Annotated in this window: 21 protein-coding genes and 1 riboswitch; of the genes, 6 read left to right on the top strand and 15 right to left on the bottom strand. The window is 62.5% G+C overall.

The window, feature by feature from the left end; all coding sequences use genetic code 11:
* Positions 1–115 precede the first annotated feature (115 nt).
* From ASR47_RS13415 to ASR47_RS13405, 3 genes are read left to right on the top strand one after another with little or no spacing between them, the layout of a single operon-like run.
* Positions 116–1,216 (top strand): aromatic ring-hydroxylating oxygenase subunit alpha, encoded by a 1,101-nt coding sequence (locus tag ASR47_RS13415; RefSeq protein WP_065308282.1) that lies wholly within the window; start codon positions 116–118, stop codon positions 1,214–1,216.
* A 54-nt stretch (positions 1,217–1,270) separates the two neighbouring features.
* The gene (locus ASR47_RS13410) at positions 1,271–2,194 is read left to right on the top strand and encodes a DMT family transporter (protein WP_065308281.1); all 924 of its coding nucleotides are present in this window, start codon (positions 1,271–1,273) and stop codon (positions 2,192–2,194) included.
* Positions 2,195–2,206: 12 nt separating this feature from the next.
* Positions 2,207–3,058 (top strand): sulfurtransferase, encoded by an 852-nt coding sequence (locus ASR47_RS13405; protein ID WP_065308280.1) that lies wholly within the window; start codon positions 2,207–2,209, stop codon positions 3,056–3,058.
* Between the two features lie 51 nt (positions 3,059–3,109).
* On the opposite strand, the gene ASR47_RS13400 is transcribed toward ASR47_RS13405, so the two are convergent.
* The 3 genes from ASR47_RS13400 to polA all read right to left on the bottom strand — a co-directional run bounded on the left by ASR47_RS13400 (position 3,110) and on the right by polA (position 7,790).
* On the bottom strand, positions 3,110–3,841 hold the full coding sequence (locus tag ASR47_RS13400) for a ZIP family metal transporter (RefSeq protein ID WP_245714342.1): 732 nt from the start codon (positions 3,839–3,841) through the stop codon (positions 3,110–3,112).
* A gap of 258 nt (positions 3,842–4,099) precedes the next feature.
* Entirely contained in the window at positions 4,100–4,984 is an 885-nt protein-coding gene (locus ASR47_RS13395; RefSeq protein WP_065308278.1) for a dienelactone hydrolase family protein, read from the bottom strand.
* Positions 4,985–5,030: 46 nt separating this feature from the next.
* Complete coding sequence (polA, locus tag ASR47_RS13390) at positions 5,031–7,790, bottom strand: DNA polymerase I (RefSeq protein ID WP_065308405.1); 2,760 nt, start codon at positions 7,788–7,790, stop codon at positions 5,031–5,033.
* Positions 7,791–8,070: 280 nt separating this feature from the next.
* On the opposite strand from polA, the gene ASR47_RS13385 reads away from it, so the two are divergent.
* The 3 genes from ASR47_RS13385 (at position 8,071) to ASR47_RS13375 (ending at position 10,298) form a co-directional block, all read left to right on the top strand.
* On the top strand, positions 8,071–8,469 hold the full coding sequence (locus tag ASR47_RS13385; protein WP_065308277.1) for a hypothetical protein: 399 nt from the start codon (positions 8,071–8,073) through the stop codon (positions 8,467–8,469).
* A gap of 82 nt (positions 8,470–8,551) precedes the next feature.
* Positions 8,552–9,508 (top strand): homoserine kinase, encoded by a 957-nt coding sequence (locus ASR47_RS13380; protein ID WP_065308276.1) that lies wholly within the window; start codon positions 8,552–8,554, stop codon positions 9,506–9,508.
* Positions 9,509–9,512: 4 nt separating this feature from the next.
* A complete protein-coding gene (locus tag ASR47_RS13375; RefSeq protein WP_065308275.1) occupies positions 9,513–10,298 on the top strand; it encodes a BPSS1780 family membrane protein in 786 nt (261 codons plus the stop codon).
* Positions 10,299–10,319: 21 nt separating this feature from the next.
* On the opposite strand, the gene ASR47_RS13370 is transcribed toward ASR47_RS13375, so the two are convergent.
* The 12 genes from ASR47_RS13370 to ASR47_RS13315 all read right to left on the bottom strand — a co-directional run bounded on the left by ASR47_RS13370 (position 10,320) and on the right by ASR47_RS13315 (position 22,554).
* Positions 10,320–12,638, bottom strand: a complete 2,319-nt coding sequence (locus tag ASR47_RS13370) for a UvrD-helicase domain-containing protein (protein ID WP_065308274.1) — start codon at positions 12,636–12,638, stop codon at positions 10,320–10,322.
* Between the two features lie 90 nt (positions 12,639–12,728).
* A complete protein-coding gene (locus tag ASR47_RS13365; protein WP_150127799.1) occupies positions 12,729–13,298 on the bottom strand; it encodes a hypothetical protein in 570 nt (189 codons plus the stop codon).
* Between the two features lie 127 nt (positions 13,299–13,425).
* Positions 13,426–14,058 (bottom strand): ANTAR domain-containing response regulator, encoded by a 633-nt coding sequence (locus ASR47_RS13360; protein WP_065308404.1) that lies wholly within the window; start codon positions 14,056–14,058, stop codon positions 13,426–13,428.
* 91 nt (positions 14,059–14,149) lie between these two features.
* Entirely contained in the window at positions 14,150–14,761 is a 612-nt protein-coding gene (gene thiE / locus ASR47_RS13355) for a thiamine phosphate synthase (RefSeq protein ID WP_065308403.1), read from the bottom strand.
* Positions 14,724–15,560 carry a bifunctional hydroxymethylpyrimidine kinase/phosphomethylpyrimidine kinase gene (locus ASR47_RS13350; RefSeq protein WP_065308272.1) on the bottom strand — a complete coding sequence of 279 codons (837 nt, stop codon included), beginning with the start codon at positions 15,558–15,560 and terminating at the stop codon, positions 14,724–14,726. The genes thiE and ASR47_RS13350 overlap by 38 nt, the downstream gene beginning before the upstream one ends.
* On the bottom strand, positions 15,560–16,354 hold the full coding sequence (locus tag ASR47_RS13345) for a thiazole synthase (RefSeq protein WP_150127798.1): 795 nt from the start codon (positions 16,352–16,354) through the stop codon (positions 15,560–15,562). Before ASR47_RS13345 ends, ASR47_RS13350 begins: the two co-directional genes overlap by 1 nt.
* Before the next feature lie 18 nt (positions 16,355–16,372).
* Positions 16,373–16,576 (bottom strand): sulfur carrier protein ThiS, encoded by a 204-nt coding sequence (gene thiS, locus ASR47_RS13340; protein WP_065308270.1) that lies wholly within the window; start codon positions 16,574–16,576, stop codon positions 16,373–16,375.
* 11 nt (positions 16,577–16,587) lie between these two features.
* The gene (thiC, locus tag ASR47_RS13335; RefSeq protein WP_065308269.1) at positions 16,588–18,501 is read right to left on the bottom strand and encodes a phosphomethylpyrimidine synthase ThiC; all 1,914 of its coding nucleotides are present in this window, start codon (positions 18,499–18,501) and stop codon (positions 16,588–16,590) included.
* 79 nt (positions 18,502–18,580) lie between these two features.
* Positions 18,581–18,693, bottom strand: a riboswitch (TPP riboswitch).
* 52 nt (positions 18,694–18,745) lie between these two features.
* A complete protein-coding gene (locus ASR47_RS13330) occupies positions 18,746–19,000 on the bottom strand; it encodes a hypothetical protein (RefSeq protein ID WP_065308268.1) in 255 nt (84 codons plus the stop codon).
* A 39-nt stretch (positions 19,001–19,039) separates the two neighbouring features.
* Positions 19,040–19,846 carry a response regulator gene (locus ASR47_RS13325; RefSeq protein WP_065308267.1) on the bottom strand — a complete coding sequence of 269 codons (807 nt, stop codon included), beginning with the start codon at positions 19,844–19,846 and terminating at the stop codon, positions 19,040–19,042.
* A gap of 26 nt (positions 19,847–19,872) precedes the next feature.
* On the bottom strand, positions 19,873–21,777 hold the full coding sequence (locus ASR47_RS13320; protein ID WP_082988914.1) for a PAS domain-containing hybrid sensor histidine kinase/response regulator: 1,905 nt from the start codon (positions 21,775–21,777) through the stop codon (positions 19,873–19,875).
* 39 nt (positions 21,778–21,816) lie between these two features.
* Positions 21,817–22,554 (bottom strand): Crp/Fnr family transcriptional regulator, encoded by a 738-nt coding sequence (locus ASR47_RS13315; RefSeq protein ID WP_065308266.1) that lies wholly within the window; start codon positions 22,552–22,554, stop codon positions 21,817–21,819.
* Positions 22,555–22,661: the final 107 nt, after the last annotated feature.

Genomic DNA, 22,661 nt, shown 5'->3' with positions numbered 1-22,661 from the left:
ATACCGTTTCAACCAATTTGAATTCAGGTCTTTGCGGATTCTTTCTCTCTGTAGCGGCTGCCCAGGGGATGACCGGGGAGCCTGCTGACCGTTGTACATATTATGGGGGGTTGGGATGTCCGATCTGGCTACTCACGCCAAGCTGGCGCGTTCAAACGCGCAACTTCCGGTCCACGTCTATTTTGACGAAACGCTGTTGCAGCGTGAAATGCAGCAATTGTTCCAGGCCGGCCCGCGCTATATCGGGCATGAGCTGATGGTGCCCGAAACGGGTGATTTTGCCACCCTGGCGTCCGAAAACGAAGGACGCATGCTGGTGCGCAACGCCAATGGCATCGAAGTGCTGTCCAACGTCTGCCGCCACCGGCAGGCGCTGATGTTCAATGGCCGTGGCAATGCGAACAATATCGTCTGCCCGCTGCACCGCTGGACCTACGACCTCAAGGGCGAATTGATCGGCGCGCCGCATTTCCCCGAGACGCCGTGCCTGAACCTGTCGAAAACGCCGCTGCAAAGCTGGAACGGCTTGCTGTTCGAACAGAATGGCTACCACGTGATGGACAAGTTGAAAGACCTGTCCGTCTCGAAAGACCTCGACTTTTCCGGCTATATGTTCGACCACGTGGAAATCCACGAGTGCGACTACAACTGGAAGACTTTTATCGAAGTCTACCTCGAAGACTATCACGTCGAACCGTTTCATCCGGGCCTGGGCAGCTTTGTCAGCTGCGACGACCTGCGCTGGGAGTTCGGCAAGGACTACAGCGTGCAGACGGTGGGCGTGCACCGCGGCCTGCAGCAGTCGGGCTCGGCCGCCTATAAAAAATGGCAGGAACAGGTGCTGCAGTTCCGTGGCGGCGAACCGCCGCCGTATGGCGCCATCTGGCTGACCCTGTATCCGAACATCATGGTCGAGTGGTATCCGCACGTGCTGGTGGTGTCGACCCTGTGGCCGGACGGCCCGCAGAAAACCCGCAACGTCGTCGAGTTCTACTATCCGGAAGAAATCGTGCTGTTCGAGCGCGAATTCATCGAGGCCGAACGCGCCGCCTACATGGAAACCTGCGTCGAGGACGATGAAATCGCCCAGCGCATGGATGCCGGCCGCAAGGTGCTGATGGCGCGCGGCGTCAACGAAGCCGGCCCCTACCAGTCGCCGATGGAAGACGGCATGCAGCACTTCCACGAATGGTACCGCGACAATATCGCACTGTAGTTTCTGGGCCGCCGCGTGCGGCCTTTTTTTATTCTCTCGTTTTCCAGGAATCACATGCAATCGTTATGGATGCTGTTTGCCAGCTTTATGTTCGCCATCATGGGGGTCTGCGTCAAGCTCGCTTCGGAGATGTACTCGACCTCGGAAATCGTCATGTATCGCGGCATCATCGGCATCACCGTAATGACCTGCACCATTCTGTATCGGGGTGGTACATTTAAAACCGGCATGTGGGGCCAGCACCTGTGGCGCGGCGTGGTCGGCGTGATCGCCCTGTGGCTGTGGTTTTATGCGATCGCCATCCTGCCCCTGGCCACCGCCATGACGCTCAATTACATGGCGCCGATCTGGATTGCCGTGATCCTGCTGGCCGGCGGCTGGTGGAAAGCGAGCCAGCAGGTCGAATGGCCGCTGGTGGCCGCAATCGCCATGAGCTTTGTCGGCGTCACCCTGCTGCTGCAGCCGGTGTTTGCAACCGAGCAGGCGGCCGGCGCCATCACAGCCTTGATCTCGGGCATGCTGTCGGCGCTGGCGTATTTGCAGGTGCGCAAGCTGGGCCTGCTGGGCGAGCCCGAATACCGTGTCGTGTTTTATTTTTCGGTCGTCAATTTTGTTGCCGGCGTGATCGGCCACGTGGCCAGCGCCGGCGGCGGCCCCGTCGTCTGGCACGCGCACACCAGCGGCTATGGCGTGGGCTTGCTGGCGGCCATCGGCCTGTGCGCCACCATGGCGCAGATGGCGATGACGCGCGCCTATCGCCTGGGCAAGACGCTGGTGGTGGCCAACCTGCAATACACGGGCATCGTGTTTTCCAGCTTCTGGGGCGTGGTGATCTTCGGCGACCTGTTCGACTGGCATGGCTGGACCGGCATCGGCATCATTCTCGCCTCCGGCCTTGCCGCCACCTATTACAATACCCGCAACACCGCCCGTGGCGCGGCCATCGCGCGCACGGACCCGATTGCCAGCGAAGTGTAAGGAGCGTTCACCATGTACACCACCTTGATCAGTGCCGATGACCTGGCCAGCCACCTGAATGACAGCGGCTGGGTCATCCTCGACTGCCGCCATGACCTGCTCAACCCCGCGGCCGGCAGCGACGCCTTCGCCGCCGGCCATATTCAAAATGCCCAGTTCGCCAATATCGACACCGACCTGTCCGGCCCGAAAGCCGCCGTCGGCGCCGCCTTTACCGGCCGCCACCCGCTGCCCGAACGCCATGCCCTGATCGCCGCCTTGCGCAGCTGGGGCATCAATGACGACACGCAAGTGGTGGCCTACGATGGCCAGGGCGGCATGTATGCCGCCCGTTTATGGTGGCTGCTGCGCTGGATCGGCCATGCCAGGGTGGCAGTGCTCGACGGCGGCCTGGCCGCCTGGCAGGCGCAAGGCCTGCCACTGGTCACGCCGGTCGCGCCGCGTCCGGCCGGCAATATCACGGAACAAGCCAGCCTGACGCGCACCGCCAGCGTGCAGGATCTGGTCGCCAACCTCGGCACGCAGGCCTTGCAAGTGCTGGACGCGCGCGCGCCCGACCGCTTCCGTGGCGAAAACGAAACCATCGATCCCGTCGGCGGCCATATCCCGGGCGCGAAAAGCCGTTTTTTCAAGGACAACCTGCAGCCGGACGGCCGTTTCAAGCCGGCCCGGGAACTTGAACAGGAATTTGCCGGCCTGATCGGCAAGCCAGAGGCGGCCGTCATGCAGTGCGGCTCCGGCGTGACGGCCTGCCACAATCTGCTGGCGATGGAAGTGGCTGGTTTACCGGGCGCCGCGCTGTATCCGGGTTCGTGGAGCGAATGGTGCGCCGACCCGGCGCGGCCGGTGGCGACCGGCAATTAACAAAAAGGCGAGCCACCATGGCTCGCCTTTTTCATCAGGGGCTGGTCATCCTTACCCGTGCCGGTGGCGCGTCAAAAACAGCACGATGCCCACGCCCAGCGCGATCAACAGCACTTGCGGGATGGTTTCGCGCAACGTCGAGCGGCGCTGCATCTGCGGCATCAGGTCGGACAGCGCGATATAGATGAAGCCGGACGAGGCGAACACCAGCACATAGGGAATCAGGTTGCTGGCGCGGTCCAGCGTAAAGTAGCCCAGCAGGCCGCCGGCCACCGCCATCAGGCTGCACAGCAGGTTGAAGACAAAGGCGCGCAGGCGCGAAAAACCGGCGTTGAGCAGCACGATGAAGTCGCCGATTTCCTGCGGGATCTCATGCGCGATAATCGCCAGCCCCGTCACCAGGCCCAGCTTCGGATCGGCCAGGAAAGCGGCGGCGATCAAAATACCGTCCGTAAAATTGTGCATGCCGTCGCCGACCAAAATCATCCAGCCGGCCTTGCCCGCTTCATGCTTGTCGTGGCCGTGCGCATGGTGGTGGCCGTCGCCTTCGTGGTGGTGCGAATGGCGCAGGATGGCAAACTTTTCCAGCATGAAAAACGCCAGCAGGCCGGCCAGCAAGGTTGCGAACAGGCTGCGCGGATCGGCTTGCGACTCGAACGCTTCGGGCAAGGCGTGCAGCAGCGAGGTCGACAGCATGATGCCGACCGACAGGCTGACCATGCGCTCGACCACCTTGGACAAGAATGCAAACGAGAAAATCGCCGCCGCGGTAATGCTGAACACGCCCGCGATCGTGGTCGCGAGCAAAATGGATAAAAGGACGGGATCGATGATTTCTTACCTCAAAAGGGGCGCCAGGATACTGGCGTCCGCTGTGCTGGAGCCTGCTCAGTACGGTATTGCGTATTATTGATTGATGCAACCTTGGCGGCGGCGTGGTGCGAGTAAGATGCAATTGTACTGCATTGACGAGCTGACCGGGCATTTGCTGCCCGGCTTGCCTTGCTGGATCAGCGAGGAAACATGCTGCCAGGATATTGATTACGCCACGCCATGGGCCTTGAACCAGGCCAGGCAGCGGGCATAACCGTCCCTGGCGTCGGCCGCCACATAGCTGGGGCGGTAGTCGGCGTTGAAGGCGTGGCCGGCGTCGGGATAGACCACGAATTCGGATTTGCTGCTGCCCTTGGCCAGGGCCGCTTTCATCTTCTCGATCGATTCCTGCGGGATGCCGGTGTCCTTGCCGCCATACAGGCCCAGCACCGGCGCGGCAAGCGTGGGCGCGATATCGACCGGGTGCTGCGGCGTGATCGCGGTCGACTCGCCGACCAGGCGGCCATACCAGGCCACGCCCGCTTTCACGGCCGGATTGTGCGCCGCATACAGCCAGGTGATGCGGCCACCCCAGCAAAACCCGGTAATGCCCAGCCGCGCGGTGTCGCCGCCGTTCTGCCTGGCCCAGGCGACGATGGCGTCGAGGTCGCTCATCACCTGCGCATCGGGCGTCTTGCCGACGATGTTTTTCATCAGCTCGGGTATGCTGGCCACCTTGGTCGCATCGCCCTGGCGCACGAACAGGTCGGGCGCCAGCGCCAGGTAGCCCTGCTTGGCAAAGCGGCGCGCCATGTCGGCAATATGCTCGTGCACGCCGAAGATCTCGGAAATGACCAGGATTACCGGCAAACCCGTCTTGCCTTCGGGCTGCGACGCGTAGACCGGCACATCCTGGCCGTCGACCTTGACCATGACGGTGCCGGAAATGAGGCCCACGCCATCGGTCTTGATGACATTTTGCGCCGCCACCGGCATCACGGCCACGGCAAAACCGGTGCCCAGCGCCACCTTCAGGAAGCCACGCCGGCCGTCGGGCCCCGTCAAAGTGCTCTGGCCCAACAGACTTTCCACATCGGTGATCATGTCTTTCATGCGTTTCTCCTGAAGGTGTTGTGTTGAAAGGAATTACTGCAAGCAATTAATGCGCTTGGTCCCAGTTCTTGCCGACGCCCACTTCGGCCGTCAGCGGTACTTTCAGCTCGGCCACGCCGGCCATCAGCTCGGGCAGGCGGCGCTTGACCAGGTCCAGCTCGGCGTCCGGCACTTCCAGCACCAGCTCGTCGTGCACCTGCATGATCATCTTCGTTTGCAGGCCGTCCTGCTCCAGCCAGTCCTGCACGGCGATCATGGCCAATTTGATCAGGTCGGCGGCCGTGCCTTGCATCGGCGCATTGATGGCCGCCCGTTCGGCGCCCTGGCGGCGCGGGCCGTTCGGCGAATTGATTTCCGGCAGCCACAAACGGCGGCCAAACACGGTTTCCACGTAGCCACGCGCCTTGGCCTGCTGGCGCGTGTCTTCCATATATTGTTTCACGCCTGAAAAACGCGCGAAATAGCGGTCGATATAGCTTTGCGCGGCCGTGCGGTCCACGCCCAGGTTGCCGGCCAGGCCGAACGCGCTCATGCCGTAGATCAGGCCGAAGTTGATCACTTTCGCGTAGCGGCGCTGTTCGCTTTGCACCTCGGCTGCCGGCACGCCGAAGATCTCGGCCGCCGTGGCGCGGTGAATGTCGATGCCGTCGGCAAAGGCGCGCAGCATCGCTTCGTCGCCCGAGATATGGGCCATGATGCGCAATTCGATCTGCGAGTAGTCGGCCGAAACGATGCTGCTGCCCGCTGGCGCGATGAATGCTTCGCGAATGCGGCGCCCTTCGGCGCTGCGGATCGGGATATTCTGCAAGTTCGGATCGTTCGACGCCAGGCGTCCCGTGACGGCCACGGCCTGCGCATAATTGGTATGCACGCGGCCGGTGGTGACGTTGATCATCTTCGGCAGTTTGTCGGTGTAGGTCGATTTCAGCTTGGCCATGCCGCGGTATTCCAGCAGCACCTTGGGCAGCGGATAATCCTCGGCCAGCTTTTGCAACACTTCCTCGTCGGTGGATGGCGCGCCGGTCGGGGTTTTCTTGATCACCGGCAGCTTGAGCTTGTCAAAAAAGATCTCGCCGATCTGCTTGGGCGAACCGAGGTTGAACGGCTGCTCGGCCAGCTCGTAGGCCTTCTTTTCCAGTTCCAGGATTTTTACGGCCAGCTCGGCCGACTGCAGGTTCAGCAGTGCATCATCGATCAGCACGCCGTTGCGCTCGATCTTTTGCAGCACCTGCGCCGTCGGCAGCTCGATCTTTTGGTAGATATACGTCAGCTTTTCATCGTTGGCGACATTGCCCCAGATGGCGTTATGCAGGCGCAGGGTGATATCGGCGTCCTCGGCCGCATAGCGAGCCGCCTGGCCCACCTCCACCTGGTTGAAGGTGATCTGCTTGGCACCCTTGCCGCACACATCCTCGAACGCGATGGTGGTGTAGTTCAGGTGGCGCAAGGCCATGCCGTCCATGTCGTGTTTCTTGTGCGACTCGAACACATACGATTCGAGCAAGGTGTCGTGCACGATACCGCGCAGAATCACACCATGATTGGCGAAGATATGGCTGTCGTATTTCAGGTTCTGGCCCAGCTTGGGTTTGGCGTCATCTTCCAGCCATGGCCGCAGCTTGCCCAGCACGTGTTCACGCGACAACTGGTCCGGCGCGCCAGCATAATCGTGCGCCAGCGGAATATAGCAGGCGGCGTGCTCGGCCACCGACAGGGAAATGCCGACCATCTGCGCCGTCATCGGTTCCAGCGAGGTGGTTTCCGTATCGACGGCCGTCAATGGCGCCGCATCGATCAGGGCGATCCATTTGTCGAGCTGCTCATCGGTCAGCACGGTTTCGTACACGGCCTCGGCTACTGGTGCGGCATCGGCAAACATATCGCCCGTGGTATTGACGGCAGTACCAGCAACCACCGGCGCGCCCACCGGCGACATCGGTGGCGGCGCGCCACCGAGTTCGCGCAGCAGCGCCTTGAAACCATAGCGATTGAAGAACGCCAGCAGCGCCTCGCGGTCTTCGTGTTTCGCCACCAGCGAGTCGGCAATCGTCGTCATGTGGCCGGACAGATCGCAATCGGTTTTCACGGTAATCAAGGCGCGCGCCTGCGGCAGCCACGGCAGCGCCGTGCGCAGGTTCTCGCCGACGGCGCCGCCAACGCTGGCGGCGTTTTCCATCACGCCTTCCAGGCTGTCATACAGGGTCAGCCATTTGACGGCCGTCTTCGGTCCGCATTTCGATACGCCCGGCACATTGTCGACCGTATCGCCGATCAGGGACAGGTAATCGATGATGCGGTTCGGCGGCACGCCGAACTTGGCCAGCACGGCCGCTTCGTCGAGCTTTTCATTGCTCATGGTATTGATCAGGGTCACCTGGCTGTTGACCAGCTGCGCCAGGTCCTTGTCGCCGGTCGACACCACCACGTTCATGCCGGCGCTGGCCGCCTGCACGGCCAGGGTGCCGATCACGTCATCGGCTTCCACGCCGTCGACCATCAGGATGGGCCAGCCCATGGCTTTCACGGCTTCATGGATCGGTTCGATCTGCAGGCGCAGGTCGTCCGGCATCGAAGCGCGCGTCGCCTTGTATTCGGGATACATATCGTCACGGAAAGTCTTGCCTTTGGCATCGAACACGCAGGCGATATACGCGGCCGGATAATCGGCGCGCAGGCGGCGCAGCATGTTGACCATGCCGTGCATGGCGCCGGTAGGATAGCCGTCCGGGCTGCGCAGGTCCGGCAGCGCGTGGAAGGCGCGATAAAGGTAACTGGAACCGTCGACTAACAGCAGGGTGTTTTGCATAATGCCAATAAAATAAGGTGAGCCGCGCCGGCTGGAGAAAAACATGGGCGGGCGGGTGGAATATCGTTCAATTATCGCAGAGTTTGGGGCCGCGCCGCCGGGCGCGCGCGCTGCGGTTTTTACCTGTGTGGCCAGCCGCGCCAGCGCACCGCCTTATTTCTCTGCATTTAAAACAGCATCGCTTACCAGTTTGTTACAATGCCCCATAGATAACAACGGCTTATTGACAGTCTGTACACTGCGGCATCATGCCGCAGTCACACTTGGAAGCGACCCCATCATGATGCGTACCTCCACCCTCTGGCAACTCCTGGCCCTGCCCTTGCTGGCTGTGTCGGCGATCGCCGGCGCCCAGACGCCCCCGAAACCCAGCGATGCGCCACCGCAGCTGGAACGAATCGAAGAAATGGGCGAGGCGCCCATTACCGTGACTCCGGCGGCGCCTGCCCAGCAGGTCACGGAAAAGCGCGAAAACGGCGTCACCTCCGAAGTCAAAGTCACCTCGGGCGGCAGCACCTATTACATGAAGCCGTCGGCCGGCGGCGACCAGGCCCACGGCAACGCCCTGCGCGGCCCGCAGTGGAAGGTGATGGAGTTTGACCTGGGCAAGAAAAAGCAGAAACAGCGCGACGACGAAGCGACCGGCGACGCCCCGGCGCCACCGCCACCAGCCAAATAAGCATCCCTTCCGGCACAGCCCTGCCCCGGCGGCCTGCGGGGCAGCCGGCTTTCTTTGACCTTTTTATTCTCTCCTCTTTCCCATGGCAGTTTTTACCGCGCTACACCTGGACGATATCGGCCAGTGGATCACACAATTTCCACTCGGCAAGCCTCTGGCACTCAAAGGCATCGCTTCCGGTATTGAAAACAGCAATTTTTTCCTCAGCACCGAGCGCGGCGAATATGTGCTGACGATCTTTGAAAACCTGAGCTTCGAACAATTGCCGTTCTATCTGCAATTGATGCGCCACCTGGCCGAGCGCGGCGTGCTGGTGCCGGCGCCGATACCGAACGCCGAAGGCGAACTGGTGTCCGCGCTGCAAGGCAAGCCGGCCGCCATCGTCAGCAAGCTCGATGGTAGTTCGCAAATGGATCCGCAACCGGTCCACTGCGCGGCCGTCGGCGCGATGCTGGCGAAAATGCACCTGGCGGCGCAGGACTTTCCGCTGCAGCAACCGAATTTGCGCGGCCTGGACTGGTGGAACGCCACCACGCCGCTGGTCTTGCCGCACCTGGACGACGCCAACGCGCACTTGCTGCGCGCCGAAATTCATTTCCAGGACGCCTTTGCCGCCTGCGCCACCTACAAAGCCTTGCCGCGCGGCCCCGTGCATGCCGACCTGTTCCGCAACAACGTGATGTTTGACGGCGAACAGCTGACGGGCTTTTTTGATTTTTACTTTGCCGGCTGCGATACCTGGCTGTTCGACGTGGCCGTCACCGTCAACGACTGGTGCATCGATCTGGCGACCGGCAAGCTCGACGTCGCGCGCGTGCGCGCCCTGCTCGACGCCTACCAGGCCGTGCGCCCATTTACCCACCAAGAACACACGGCATGGCAGCCGCTGCTGCGCGCAGCCGCGCTGCGCTTCTGGCTGTCGCGCCTGTACGATTACCATCAACCGCGCGCAGCCGAAATGCTGACGCCCCACGATCCCGCGCATTTTGAACGCATCTTGCGCGAACGCATCGCCACACCCGCACCGGAACTGTTTTAAGAATATGGAAAAATTACCTGCAAGCACAGGCTGGCACTGGGTAAAACAAGGCTTCGGCCTGTTTCGCAAGCAACCTGGCGGCCTGTCGATGCTGTTTCTTGGCTATATGGTCTGCATGCTGTTAGTGAGCATTATCCCGCTGCTGGGCCAATTGCTGCCCGTGATCCTGGTGCCGATCTTCTCGGTCGCCTTTGCGCAAGGCTGTTTGAATATCGACCAGGGCAAGCGCGTCGTGCCCAGCCTGCTGATGTCGGGCTTTCGCAAGCCGGCCCTGCCGGTGCTGTTCGGCCTGGGCGTGCTGTACATCATTATGGCGATTGTCGCCATCGGCGCCTCGTCGCTGGTCGACGGCGGCACCTTGTGGCAACTGGTGACGGGCCAGCTCAATCCGCAGACCTCGCCCGAGGTGATCCGCGAATCGAATATCGGCTCGGCCATCTTGCTGACCATCGTCATGTATATCCCGGCCGCGATGGCCTTCTGCTTTGCCGCGCCGCTGATCTACTGGCAACAGGTCAGCCTGGGCAAGGCGCTGTTCTTCAGCTTTTTCGCCGTCTGGCGTTCGCTGTCGGCCTTTGTCGTGTTCGCCTCGACCTGGTTCGCCATCAGCATCGTCACCAGCCAGCTGCTGTTCATGATCGTCGGCCGCACGCCGATGGCCATCCAGCTGATGATGCCGCTGTCGATGATCTTGACGGTCATCATGCATTGCTCGTTCTATGCGGCGTACCGGCAGATTTTTGGCGTGCCGGCCGATAGCGGCAAGGCAGTATCGCTGGATAAAGCCTGACCAGCAATACGGCTTGACGATTTACCTCCCCAGCCGCTCCAGCTTGGCAATCCCCAGGTCCAGCACCTTCATGCCGTGCTGGCCGAAGTTGATCTGCGCGCGGGCGTTGCCGCCGCCGCCTTCGATATTGACGATCACGCCCTCGCCGAACTTGGCATGGCTCACCGATTCGCCGATACGCCAGCCGCCGCCGCCGCCAGGGGATTTTTGCGCGATCTTCTGGGCGATCGCGTTATCCGAACCCAGGCTGGCGACCGTGCGCGGCGCGTCGTCCCAGGCCGACTTGCGGTTGCCGAACCAGTTGGCCTGCACTTTTGGCGACAGCCATTTCAAGGATTCTTCGGGCAACTCGTCGAAGAAGCGTGACTTCATGTTGTAGCGGGTCTGGCCGTGCAGCATGCGCGTCTGCGAAAAGCTCATATATAAACGCTTGCGCGCGCGCGTGATCGCCACGTACATCAAACGCCGCTCTTCCTCGACGCCATTGTCTTCCTTGGAACTGCTTTCGTGCGGGAACAGGCCCTCTTCCAGGCCGGTAATGAAGACGTTGTCAAATTCCAGGCCCTTGGCCGAGTGCACCGTCATCATCTGCAGCGCATCCTGGCCCGCCTGCGCCTGGTTGTCGCCCGCTTCGAGCGATGCGTGCGACAGGAAGGCCGACAGCGGCGACATCACGGCCGGCAGCGGCGCGTCGGCGTCGAGGATCTCGATGCCATCCTGGTTGACGACCGGCATGCCCGATTGCGCCTGGGCGGCTGGCCCCAGGTGGGCCGGCGCGGCCTGGCCAAACCCTTCTTCGGACACGAACTGGGTGGCGGCGCTGACCATCTGTTCCAGATTCTCGATGCGGTCGGCGCCTTCTTTTTCGTTCTGGTAGTGCTGCAGCAAGGTACTCGCTTCGAGCACCACGCGCACCATTTCCGGCAAGGACAATTGCTGGGTTTCGAAGCGCACGCCTTCGATCAGCTTGACGAAGCCGGCCAGGCTGCTGCCCGCCTTGCCCGCCACATAGGGCACGGAAGCGTACAAGGAAATGCCGTACTGTTCCGAGGCGGCCTGCAGCTGCTCGATCGAGCGCATGCCGATGCCGCGCGTGGGGAAATTGACCACGCGCAAAAAGGCCGAATCGTTGTGCGGATTGTCCATCAGCTGCAAGTAGGCAATCGCATGCTTGACCTCGGCGCGCTGGAAGTAACGCTGGCCGCCATACACGTGATACGGAATTGCGGCCGAAAACAAGGCATGCTCGATCACGCGCGACTGCGCATTCGAGCGGTACAAAATGGCGATCTCGCTGCGCGAGGCGCCCTCGGCGATCAGGCTTTTCGCCTCTTCGATGATCCACTGCGCTTCCTGCAGGTCGGAGCTGGCTTCATACACGCGCACCTGTTCGCCATGGCCGGCGTCGGTGCGCAGGTTCTTGCCCAGGCGCTTGCTGTTATTGGCGATCAGCACGTTGGCGCTGTCGAGAATATGGCCGTGCGAGCGGTAGTTCTGCTCCAGCTTGATCAGGTTTTTCACCTGGAATTCATGCTCGAAGGCGCTCATGTTGCCGACGTTGGCGCCGCGGAAAGCATAGATGCTCTGGTCATCGTCGCCGACGGCAAACAGCGCGCCGCCGTCGCGGCTGCCGTGGCCGGCCAGCAATTTCAACCAGTTGTATTGCAGATTATTCGTATCCTGGAACTCGTCGACCAGGATATGGCGGAAGCGCGCCTGGTAATGCTCGCGCAGCGGCTGGTTGCGGCTCAGCAATTCATAGGTACGCAGCAGCAGCTCGGCAAAATCGACCACGCCTTCGCGCTGGCACTGGTCGTCGTACAGCTGGTACAGCTCGACCAGCTTGCGCTCGTGCGCGTCATACGCTTCCACGTCCTTGGCGCGCAGGCCCTGGTCCTTGGCGTTGTTGATGAAATACATCACCGTCTTCGGCGGGAACTTTTCATCATCGATATTGTTAGCTTTGAGCAAACGCTTGATCACCGACAGCTGATCCTGCGAGTCGAGGATCTGGAAGGTCTGCGGCAAGGCGGCGTCGCGGTGGTGCGTGCGCAGCAAACGGTTGCACAGGCCGTGGAAAGTGCCGATCCACATGCCGCGCGTATTGATCGGCAGCATGGCCGACAGGCGCGTGAGCATTTCCTTGGCCGCTTTATTGGTAAACGTCACGGCCAGGATGCCCGGTGGCGACACCTGCTGGGTCTGGATCAGCCAGGCGATGCGGGTGGTCAGCACGCGGGTCTTGCCCGAACCGGCGCCGGCCAGGATCAGGGCATGCTGGGCTGGCAAAGTGACGGCGGCCAGTTGTTCGGGATTGAGGTTGTGAAGAAGATTTTGCATCCCGTGATTATACCGACCTTGGGCCAGCGCGCCGCCATCCACTGTGGATTTGTCCAGTTATTATGCAAGCCGGGCGCGTCCGTGGCGGCATCAGCCGGCGTGTAGCGGCTTCGCTTTTCCAGTACGCAAGGCCTCATCGATCACCACCCGCGTGGCCCGCTCCGCCTCCTTGCTGGCGCGCCCCTGGCGCTCGCCCAGTTCGCCCATCCGCTTGCCCAGGCTGTCCATCGGTTTGGCGGCCTGGTCCATCTGGCGCGCCTTCACATCCATCGCGGCCTGGCCAGCATGGCCCCGGTGGCCCTGCTCGCCCATTTCGCGGCCCAGCTTGCCCATGTGGCGCCCCTGCTCGCCCATCTGGCTGCCGAGCGCGGACATTTCCTGGCCCAGCGCTTGCACCGGTTTCCAGGCAGCCCCGGCGCGCGCCAGCAAGGCGTGATCGTCGATCACATACGATTTGCCATGGTCGCGGAACCACAGGAAAGCGCCATGGCTGCTGCGCTTGAGGCGATCGAGTTCTTCGTTGTCGGAGCCACTGCCGTAGGTGGAAATGGCGCCATTCTTGCCTTGCACCAGGGTAAATGGTTCGCCGGCAGCGGCGATGGCGCTCACGGACAGGATGGCGCCGGCAAGGGCCAGGCACAAGCGGGATACGGTCATCATGGGAGGCTCGCGACGGTAGAAGTGGGGATCCTACTGTAGCGCGGTGGCGTGTGCACGGCGTGGATCATGCGACGGACGGCAGAAAATGGGGAACAGACGGCGCGCCAGCCGGCGCGCCGACTGGAATTTATTTGACGACCTTGGCACGGTTCAGGAAAGCGCCGTGCAACCCGTTCAGGGTTTCTTCGGCCAGCAGCAGCTGGCTGGCGATTTCATTGATCTTGCGGCGGCTCGAACGCGCATGGTCGCGCAGCACTTCGAAGGCCGTGTTGCGGTCGGTCTGGAACTTGCCCATCAGCAAGCCCACGGCCAGGCTGGTTTCACGGCCGGCGGCCAGCGCCGCGTTCAAGTTCAGTTCGGTGCGGCGCAGCTGGCGGATATCGTCGGCGCGCGCCAGGCCCGCTTCAAAAGCCGGCATCAAACGGCCTTCGTCGACCGGCTTGACGACATAGCCGACGGCGCCATAGGCGGCCGCCTGCTTGCCCGACTCGCTGTCGCCGCTGCCGGACAGGAACATGAAAGGCACGGCGGTTTCCGCGTGCAGGCGCTTGGCCAGTTCCAGGCCGGACATGCCGGGCATGTGGATATCGAGCAGGGCCAGGTCGGGTTCGCGCTGGGCGATCAGCTGCAAGGCCGCTTCGGCGGAATTGGCCAGCGCCGTTTCGTAACCAGCATGGCGCAGGACTTCGCCGAGAAACTCCAGCAGCAGCTGGTCATCGTCAACGATCAGGATAAGGCGTTTGGCGGCTGGCTGATTCATGGGCAAGGGAACCTCGGTCATAGTAATAGGGGGATGGAGCTTATTATATGCCGATTGATGCGTGAAACCAGACTCGCTTGCGCCGCCCGTCTTAGCTGCCAAACAGCTCATTAAATTTCCGTACTGAAATAGTTACATCATCCGCCAGGTATACGCTGCTGATCGCCGCCACCAGGTCGGCGCCGCGCGCCGCCAGGGGCGCGGCGTTGTCCGGCGTCATGCCGCCGATCACCACGCAGGGCAAGGCAATCTCGCGTTTGGCCTGCAGCACGATGTCCGGGTCGGTAGTGACCGGGTACTGCTTGACCAGCGACGGATAGAAGCCGCCAAAGGCCACATAGCTGGCGCCTTCACTCTGTACCTTGCGCGCCAGCAGCAAATCGCCATAGCACGACGCGCCCACCAGCTTGCCGGCGCCCAGCCGGGCCCGTGCCTGGGCGACGGAGACGTCCGTGCCGCCCACATGCAGGCCATCGGCGTCCAGTTCCTCGCACAGTGCGATAAAGTCATTGATGATGAAGGGCACGCCATATTTGCGCGCCAGCAGCTGCAAGGCGCCCGCCTGTTCGCGCCGCAACACCGCATCGGCGCTCTTGTGGCGGTATTGCAGCAGAGCCACGCCCTCCTGCATTGCCTGCTCCGTCACGTCGAGCAGGCGGTCGGTGTCATCCCAGTTCGGGGTCACCAGATATAGTCCACGCATGATATTTTCCTTGTAAAGTGATCAGCCGCTGCGGCATCAGCTGGCCCGGCGCGACCGCATAGGCCTGCGCCAGGGCCGCATGGCAAAAGGCTTGCGCCGCCGCCAGCGCCTCCGGCATGGCTTGCCGCAACGCCAGCCGCGCCGCGATGGCGGCGGCCAGGGTGCAGCCGCTGCCATGAAATTCGCCGCTCAATCGCGGCCATTGCCATTGCCGCGCTTCGCCGTCCACGCCGAACCAGCGATTGACAACGTTGTCGCCCTCGCCATGGCCGCCCGTCACCAGCACATTGCTGCAGCCGCGCGCCAGCAGCGCCGCTGCCTGCTCGTCAATCTCGACAATGCCTGTCAGGCGGCTCGCTTCCGGCCCATTCGGTACTATCACGGTAGTCAATGGCAACAAGGGTGCCAGCGCCAGCACCGCGTCACCAGTGCTGAGCACGTCGCCGTGGCCGCTGGCCAGCACCGGGTCGAGCACCACCGGCAAGCCGGGCTGCGCGCGCCGCAGCTGCGCGATTACCCGGGCGATCGCCGCCGCATTGGCCGCGCTGCCCGGGATGCCGATTTTCACGGCAGCGATCGCCATCTTGTCCATCAGGGCTTGCGCCTGGCGCAGCAACAGCGCCGCGTCCACCGGCCGCACCTCGAACACGCGGTCGTTATCCTGCACCGTCAGCGCGGTAACGATGGGCAAGGCATGCGCGCCCTGCGCGGCGATGGCCAGAATATCGGCGGCGATGCCGGCCCCGCCGGACGGGTCGAGCCCGGCAAAGACCAGCACCGCCGGCCGCGTTGCAGCCATCACGCCAGCCGGCCCGCCATCGGCGACGATGGCGACGCGGCAAATTTGCGCGGCATGCGGCCGGCCAAAAACGCTTCGCGTCCGGCCCGCACGGCCAGCTTCATCGCATGGGCCATGCGCACCGGATCGCGCGCGCCGGCAATCGCCGTATTCATCAGCACGCCATCGCAGCCCAGTTCCATGGCGATCGCCGCATCCGACGCCGTGCCCACGCCCGCATCGACCAGCACCGGCACCCTGGCCTGGTCGATAATCAGGGACAAGTTCCACGGGTTCAGGATGCCCATGCCCGAGCCGATCAGGGACGCCAGCGGCATGATGGCCACGCAGCCGATCTCTTCCAGGATACGCGCCTGGATTGGATCGTCGCTGCAATACACCATCACGTCAAAACCGTCCCTGACCAGCTGTTCGGCCGCGACCAGCGTTTCCGGCATATGCGGGAACAGGGTTTTCTCGTCGCCCAGCACCTCCAGCTTCACCAGATTGCGGCCACCGAGCAGTTCGCGCGCCAGCTGCAGGGTGTAGACGGCGTCCTTGGCCGTATAGCAGCCGGCCGTGTTCGGCAATATCGTGTACTGGTCGGGCGGCAACACGTCGAGCAGGCTGGGCGCGTTCGGGTCCTGGCCGATATTGACCCTGCGGATCGCCACCGTAATGATCTGCGCTTCGGCCGCATCGGTGGCGGAGCGCGTTTGCGGCAAGTCCTTGTATTTGCCGCTGCCCACCAGCAGGCGCGAGGCATAGGTCTTGCCGGCGATGGTCAGGACATCGTTATTTGTTTCGTTATGCATAGCTATTCCTTGTTATGTTCAACCGCCGCCGATGGCGCGCACGATATCGACCTGGTCCTGCGCCTGCAGCACATGCGCCGGCCAGTTTTTCCGCTGTACCACCGAGCGGTTGACGGCCAGCGCCAGCGCCTGGCCTTGCAGTGACAGCGCGGCGATCAGCTGGTCCAGCGTGTGATGGGGCGGCACCTGGTGCGGTGCGCCATTGAGCATGATGGGGATCATGGCGCCCTCCTTCAGACCTTGCGGTACAGCTCGGCGCCGTTCTTGATGAACTCGATCGCTTTCACTTCCATGCCCTGCCTGACGGCGCTCTCTTCCGAGATGCCGATGCCGGCCGCGTATTCGCGCACTTCCTGGGTGATCTTCATCGAGCAGAAATGCGGGCCGCACATCGAACAGAAGTGCGCCACCTTGGCCGAATCCTTGGGCAAGGTTTCATCGTGGAATTCGCGCGCCTTGTCCGGGTCCAGGCCGATATTGAACTGGTCGTCCCAGCGGAATTCAAAGCGCGCCTTGGACAGCGCGTTGTCGCGGATCTGCGCGCCCGGATGACCCTTGGCCAGGTCGGCCGCATGCGCGGCAATTTTATAGGTGATGATGCCGTCCTTCACGTCCGCCTTGTTGGGCAGGCCCAGGTGCTCCTTCGGTGTCACGTAGCACAGCATGGCCGTGCCATACCAGCCGATCATGGCCGCGCCGATGCCCGAGGTGATATGGTCGTAGCCCGGGGCGATATCGGTGGTCAGCGGTCCCAGCGTATAGAACGGCGCTTCGCCGCACTGCTCCAGCTGCAGATCCATGTTTTCCTTGATCAGCTGCATCGGCACATGGCCTGGTCCCTCGATCATCACCTGCACATCGTGCTTCCACGCAATCTGCGTCAGCTCGCCCAGGGTTTTCAGCTCACCCAGTTGCGCTTCGTCGTTGGCGTCGTAGATGGAGCCCGGGCGCAAGCCGTCGCCGAGCGAGAACGACACGTCATACGCCTTCATGATCTCGCAGATCTCGTCGAAATGCGTGTACAGGAACGATTCCTGGTGATGCGCCAGACACCATTTCGCCATGATGGAGCCGCCGCGCGAGACGATGCCGGTCAGGCGCTTGGCCGTCAGCGGCACGTAGCGCAGCAGCACGCCGGCGTGGATGGTGAAGTAGTCGACGCCCTGTTCGGCCTGCTCGATCAGGGTGTCGCGGAAGATTTCCCAGGTCAGATCCTCGGCCTTGCCATTGACCTTTTCCAGCGCCTGGTAGATCGGCACGGTGCCGATCGGCACCGGACTGTTGCGCACGATCCATTCGCGCGTTTCATGGATATGCTTGCCGGTCGACAAATCCATCACATTATCGCCACCCCAGCGGATGGCCCAGGTCATCTTTTCGACTTCTTCGCCGATGGAAGACGTAACGGCCGAATTGCCGATATTGGCGTTGATTTTCACCAGAAAATTGCGACCGATAATCATCGGCTCGACTTCGGGGTGGTTGATATTGGCGGGGATGATGGCGCGGCCGCGGGCGATTTCCTCGCGCACGAATTCGGCCGTGATTTCTGCAGGAATGCTGGCGCCGAACGACTGGCCCGGATGCTGGCGTCCCATCATCTCGGCCATGCGCTCGCCCATCGGGCCGGACGCCTTCAGTTCCTCCAGGTACTGCTGGCGGCGCATGTTTTCGCGGATGGCGACAAATTCCATTTCCGGCGTGATGATGCCACGGCGCGCGTAATGCATCTGCGTGACGTTCTTGCCGGCCAGCGCGCGGCGCGGCTTGCGGTGCAGGTTGAAGCGCAGCTCGGCCAGTTTTGGGTCGGCCAGGCGGGCGATGCCGTAGTCCGAGGTCGGGCCCGGCAACTCTTCCGTGTCGGCGCGTTCGATTATCCATGGCAGGCGCGGCGTATCGAGGCCCGAGCGGATATCGATGGCGACATCGGGGTCGGTGTACGGGCCGGAGGTATCGTAGACGTAGATGGGCGGGTTTTTTTCGCCGCCGAACGACGCTTCCGTGTCGGACTGGCTGATGGCGCGCATCGGCACGCGGATGTCGGGGCGGCTGCCCTGCACATAGATCTTGCGTGAATTGGGCAGCGGCGCGATCGCGGCCTCGTCGACCGTGGCGGTGGCGGAAAGAAATTTCGGATTGGCGTTCATTTTGGCTCCTTGGCTAGCTTGTCATAAGCCTGGAGCCAGCTAAGGAGATTCGGCTGCGCGCACGCGAAAAGAGCGAGGTGCGTTCATCCTAAAGCTTCCCTTCGCTGGCATTATCCAGATCAGGTTCGGAGGGTATTTCTCACCCGCATCTCACCGTGTTGCCACGGCGAGGCAGGACCCCTAGCGTTTGCCGCCTTGCGGCAGCGGGCCAATTATACGCGTTTCAGGCTGCGCGCCCAGATGATTATTTCTTCTTGCCCCAGCGCCACTGCGGCGGCTCGCCCTTCCACCAGCAGACAGCAAGCAGCAAGGCCACCACCGCCACTTCGTAGATGACGTAGGCGACCGGCACTTGCGTCGGCGGAAACAGCACGGCGCCGCAGGCCAGCAGCGCCAGTGCGCTGATGAATACCACCCAGCCCTGCCACACGATGGGCAAGCCCCAGCCGAAGCCGTAGGTCTTGGCAGGGAACCAGTAAGAAGGCGATTTGTCAGTCATGATGGTATCTGGACGATAGGAAGCAGGCGCCAGTATAAATCAGCTTTTTTGCTGCCGCGCCGTAATATCCAATCCGATCCCGCGATAGCCGACAAAACGGCTGCCCTGGTCGAACATCGGTTCACCGCTGACCTGCAGGTATTGCATGCTGCCGTCAAGATTCTGGCGGCTGTAGATAAAGTCCAGGAATGGCACGCGGGCGGCAATTTTTTCGTCGAGCAGCGCGCGTTCGGCCGCGTTCCAGCGCTGCGGCTCATCTTCGCTGCCAATGCCCAGCATCTCGGCGACCGGGCCGGAAAAGCGCGTCAGATTGCCGTCGGCATCCTGTTCCCAATACCAGTCCGACGACAGTTCCGTAAAGCGCTGGAAGCGCGCTTCGCTCTCGCGCAGTTCGGCCGTGCGTTCCTGCACCGCCTGTTCCAGCGACTTGTTGTAGTCGGCCAGCTTGCGGTGCAGCAAGCGCACTTCCAGCATATTGTGGATGCGGGTTTTCACTTCCACCAGGTCGAAGGGCTTGGCGACGAAATCCTTGGCGCCGGCCTGCAGCGCGCGCAGTTTGTGGCCGGGCTGGGCGGTGATCACCAGTACCGGCAGGTAACTGCCCGCCTCGAGGTCGCGCAAGCCTTCCATCACTTCGAAGCCATCCATTTCCGGCATCTGCAAGTCGAGCAGAATCAGGTCGTAGCGGTGCTGCTGGTGCAGCGCGCGCACCGCTTGCGGGTCCATGGTGGAGGTGATGCGGGTGTAGCCCGCATTGCGCAGCACCTGTTCCAGCAGCATCACATTGGCTTCCTGGTCGTCGACGATCAGTATGCTGGCGTTCAATATTTCGGTGGCTTGTAGCATGGCGGTAGTCCTCAGTAATTACAGTATCAGCGTGCTGCGGTGGTGTCGTCGGCCAGGCCGTGCTTGGCCGCATGATGCAGCGCCACATCGAGCGCCTCCATGAATTCGACAACCTTGATCGGTTTGGTCAGATAGCGGAAAAAGCCCGCTTCCAGCCCTTTTTCCACATCGCGCGGTACGGCGTTGGCCGACAGCGCCATGACCGGGATATGGCTGGTGAGCGGATCGTCGTGCAGGATGCGCAAGGCGCCAAAGCCGCTGATGCCAGGCAGGTTGATGTCCATCAGGATCACGTCGGGCTGGCAGGTGCGCGCCAGGTCGATGCCCAAATGGCCGTCGATGGCGGTCAGCAGTTTCAAATCGCTGCGGCGCGCGATCAGCTGTTCGACCAGCGCCAGGTTGGCCGGATTGTCTTCCACGTACAGCAAGGTGCGCTGGGTGTCCGAGTCTTCCTGCGCCACCGGCAATATCTCGCCTTCGCCGAGCACCAGTTGCGGTGCGCGCGAGGCCTTGAACTCGACCCAGAAGGTGGTGCCGACACCGACCGTGCTGTCGACGCCAATCGTGCCTTTCATCAGTTCCACCAGTTGCTTGGTGACCACCAGGCCGATGCCGGTGCCCTCTTCCTGGCTGTTTTCCTGGCCCAGGCGGTTGAAGGGCTGGAACAGCTGCGCCATCTGTTTCGCATCGAGACCGTCGCCACTGTCGGTGACGCTGACGCGCACGCGCTCGCCGCGCTGGCTGCAAACGACCTGCACGCTGCCGCCGCTGCGGTTGTACTTGATGGCATTCGACAGCAGGTTGATCATCACCTGTTTCACGCGCGTGCGGTCGGCATGGATATAGAAGGCATCGCCATAGCGCGGGAAATGCATGGCGATGCCGCGCTTTTGCGCCTGCGGCGCGATCATGGCCTCGCAATCCTGCAGCACGTCGAGCAGCGACATCGCCTCTTCCGACATGGTCACCTTGCCCGACTCGATCATGGCCAGGTCGAGAATTTCATTAATCAGGCGCAGCAGATACCAGCCGCCCTTGAGGATCTGGTCGAGCGAGCGCTGCTGCGGCTGGGTCGGCGGCGGCACGTCGGACGCCATCAGCTGGGCAAACCCGAGCACGGCGTTCAGTGGCGTGCGCAACTCATGGCTCATGCTGGACAAAAATTCGGACTTGGCGCGGTTGGCTTTGTCGGCCACCTGGCGCGCCTTTTCCAGCTCGGCGTTATTGGTTTCGATCAGCGACCGGGTGTAGGCCTGCTGCTCCTGCAAGCGCTTGTCGAGCATGGCCTGCTCGGCCTCGACCCGCTTGCGCGCCGTGTTGTCGGTGCCGATCAGCAGATAGCCAATGACCTTGTTCTGCGCGTCGCGCAAGGCCGTCACCGAGACAATGGCGGGAAAGCGGCTGCCATCCTTGCGGATGTACGTCAGCTCGTAAATATCCTCGATGCCGCGCTTGGCCTTGAACACCAGCGCCTCGACGCCCGGCGTAATCGGCGTGTCGAGTTCGGCACTCAAGGCTTGGGCGCGGGCAACGATTTCCTGTGCGTCGGAAATGCTGGCCGGCGTCAGCTTGTCAACCACCTCATGCGCCGCATAACCCAGCATGCGCTCGGCGCCCACATTGAAGATCTGGATCACGCCCTGGGCATCGGTGGCGATGCTGGAAAAATTGGCGCTGTTGAAAATCGCGTCCTGCAAGGCGCCGGCCTTGAGCAGCTGGCGCGGCAGGCCGGCGGCCAGGGTGCGGCGGTACAGCGCGGCCAGCAGCAGCAGCAACAGCAACACCAGCACGCCGGTCAGCATTGCCGTATCGGCCGGCCCGCGCCAGGCCAGGGCGGCGATCGCCAGCAGCACGATGGCGCTGAAGGAGAACGCCAGCGCGACAGGCCAGCGCGATGGCAGGCCGGTGGAAATTTTTTCAACTGTTTGCATGGGCTAAGCCGGTTGGTACAACAATAGAGGGGACGCGGTTCAGGCCTGGCGCTGGCGCACGTCGGACAACAGCCGGGCAAATTCCTTCTTGACCACGCCGTAGCATTCGCAGGTCGTGCCTTCCAGCCCGTGGCGGTCCAGCACCGTGATATGGCCGCGCCGGTAGCTGATATGGCCGCGCGCCTGCAATTTGCCGGCCGCTTCCGTCACGCCTTCGCGACGCACGCCCAGCATGTTGGCGATCAGTTCCTGGGTCATGGTCAGCTCGCGCCCGGGCAGGCGGTCCAGGGTCAGCAGCAGCCAGCGGCACAGTTGCTGCTCCACCGTATGATGGCGGTTGCACACGGCCGTTTGCGACATCTGGGTCAGCAAGGCCTGCGTGTAGCGCAGCAGCAAGCGCATGACCGGCCCGGCGCGGTTGAATTCTTCCATCAGCAAATGCGCCTTCAGGCGGTAACCGACGCCGCCGGTCTGCACCACCGCGCGGCTGGGGGTCGAATCGCCGCCCATGAACAGCGACACGCCGACCACGCCTTCGTTGCCGACACCGGCAATTTCGGACGAGCCGCCGTTCTCCAGCAGGTAGTGCAGCGAAACGATGGCGGTGGTGGGGAAATATACGTGGTGCAGCTTGTCGCCCGAATCGTAGATCACGTCACCCAGGCGCATGGGCACCTGCTCCAGGTGCGGCGCCAGGCGCGCGAAATCGGCGTCCTGCATGGCGGCGAGCAAATGGTTCTGGTTGGGATTGTGTAATACGACATGCGGACTCGACATGGGCAGGTTTCCTGGTTTCCAGTCGTCAGCTAGGCGGTCATGGGGAGGCGCCTGAACGAGAGGCGCCGTCGGGCACAGTAACACAGCTGTGTCTCTGAGCAGCAACT

The organism is Janthinobacterium psychrotolerans (assembly GCF_001677885.1).
GTDB lineage: Bacteria > Pseudomonadota > Gammaproteobacteria > Burkholderiales > Burkholderiaceae_D > Janthinobacterium > Janthinobacterium psychrotolerans.
This window is presented reverse-complemented; position numbering and strand designations above follow the sequence as displayed.

What these genes read in the sequence shown, in the direction of transcription:
- ASR47_RS13415 (WP_065308282.1), top strand. Translation starts at nt 116, where the DNA reads ATGTCCGATCTGGCTACTCACGCCAAGCTGGCGCGTTCAAACGCGCAA.
- ASR47_RS13410 (WP_065308281.1), top strand. Translation starts at nt 1,271, where the DNA reads ATGCAATCGTTATGGATGCTGTTTGCCAGCTTTATGTTCGCCATCATG.
- ASR47_RS13405 (WP_065308280.1), top strand. Translation starts at nt 2,207, where the DNA reads ATGTACACCACCTTGATCAGTGCCGATGACCTGGCCAGCCACCTGAAT.
- ASR47_RS13395 (WP_065308278.1), bottom strand. Translation starts at nt 4,984, where the DNA reads ATGAAAGACATGATCACCGATGTGGAAAGTCTGTTGGGCCAGAGCACT.
- polA (WP_065308405.1), bottom strand. Translation starts at nt 7,790, where the DNA reads ATGCAAAACACCCTGCTGTTAGTCGACGGTTCCAGTTACCTTTATCGC.
- ASR47_RS13385 (WP_065308277.1), top strand. Translation starts at nt 8,071, where the DNA reads ATGATGCGTACCTCCACCCTCTGGCAACTCCTGGCCCTGCCCTTGCTG.
- ASR47_RS13380 (WP_065308276.1), top strand. Translation starts at nt 8,552, where the DNA reads ATGGCAGTTTTTACCGCGCTACACCTGGACGATATCGGCCAGTGGATC.
- ASR47_RS13375 (WP_065308275.1), top strand. Translation starts at nt 9,513, where the DNA reads ATGGAAAAATTACCTGCAAGCACAGGCTGGCACTGGGTAAAACAAGGC.
- ASR47_RS13370 (WP_065308274.1), bottom strand. Translation starts at nt 12,638, where the DNA reads ATGCAAAATCTTCTTCACAACCTCAATCCCGAACAACTGGCCGCCGTC.
- ASR47_RS13365 (WP_150127799.1), bottom strand. Translation starts at nt 13,298, where the DNA reads ATGATGACCGTATCCCGCTTGTGCCTGGCCCTTGCCGGCGCCATCCTG.
- ASR47_RS13360 (WP_065308404.1), bottom strand. Translation starts at nt 14,058, where the DNA reads ATGAATCAGCCAGCCGCCAAACGCCTTATCCTGATCGTTGACGATGAC.
- thiE (WP_065308403.1), bottom strand. Translation starts at nt 14,761, where the DNA reads ATGCGTGGACTATATCTGGTGACCCCGAACTGGGATGACACCGACCGC.
- ASR47_RS13350 (WP_065308272.1), bottom strand. Translation starts at nt 15,560, where the DNA reads ATGGCTGCAACGCGGCCGGCGGTGCTGGTCTTTGCCGGGCTCGACCCG.
- ASR47_RS13345 (WP_150127798.1), bottom strand. Translation starts at nt 16,354, where the DNA reads ATGCATAACGAAACAAATAACGATGTCCTGACCATCGCCGGCAAGACC.
- thiS (WP_065308270.1), bottom strand. Translation starts at nt 16,576, where the DNA reads ATGATCCCCATCATGCTCAATGGCGCACCGCACCAGGTGCCGCCCCAT.
- thiC (WP_065308269.1), bottom strand. Translation starts at nt 18,501, where the DNA reads ATGAACGCCAATCCGAAATTTCTTTCCGCCACCGCCACGGTCGACGAG.
- ASR47_RS13330 (WP_065308268.1), bottom strand. Translation starts at nt 19,000, where the DNA reads ATGACTGACAAATCGCCTTCTTACTGGTTCCCTGCCAAGACCTACGGC.
- ASR47_RS13325 (WP_065308267.1), bottom strand. Translation starts at nt 19,846, where the DNA reads ATGCTACAAGCCACCGAAATATTGAACGCCAGCATACTGATCGTCGAC.
- ASR47_RS13320 (WP_082988914.1), bottom strand. Translation starts at nt 21,777, where the DNA reads ATGCAAACAGTTGAAAAAATTTCCACCGGCCTGCCATCGCGCTGGCCT.
- ASR47_RS13315 (WP_065308266.1), bottom strand. Translation starts at nt 22,554, where the DNA reads ATGTCGAGTCCGCATGTCGTATTACACAATCCCAACCAGAACCATTTG.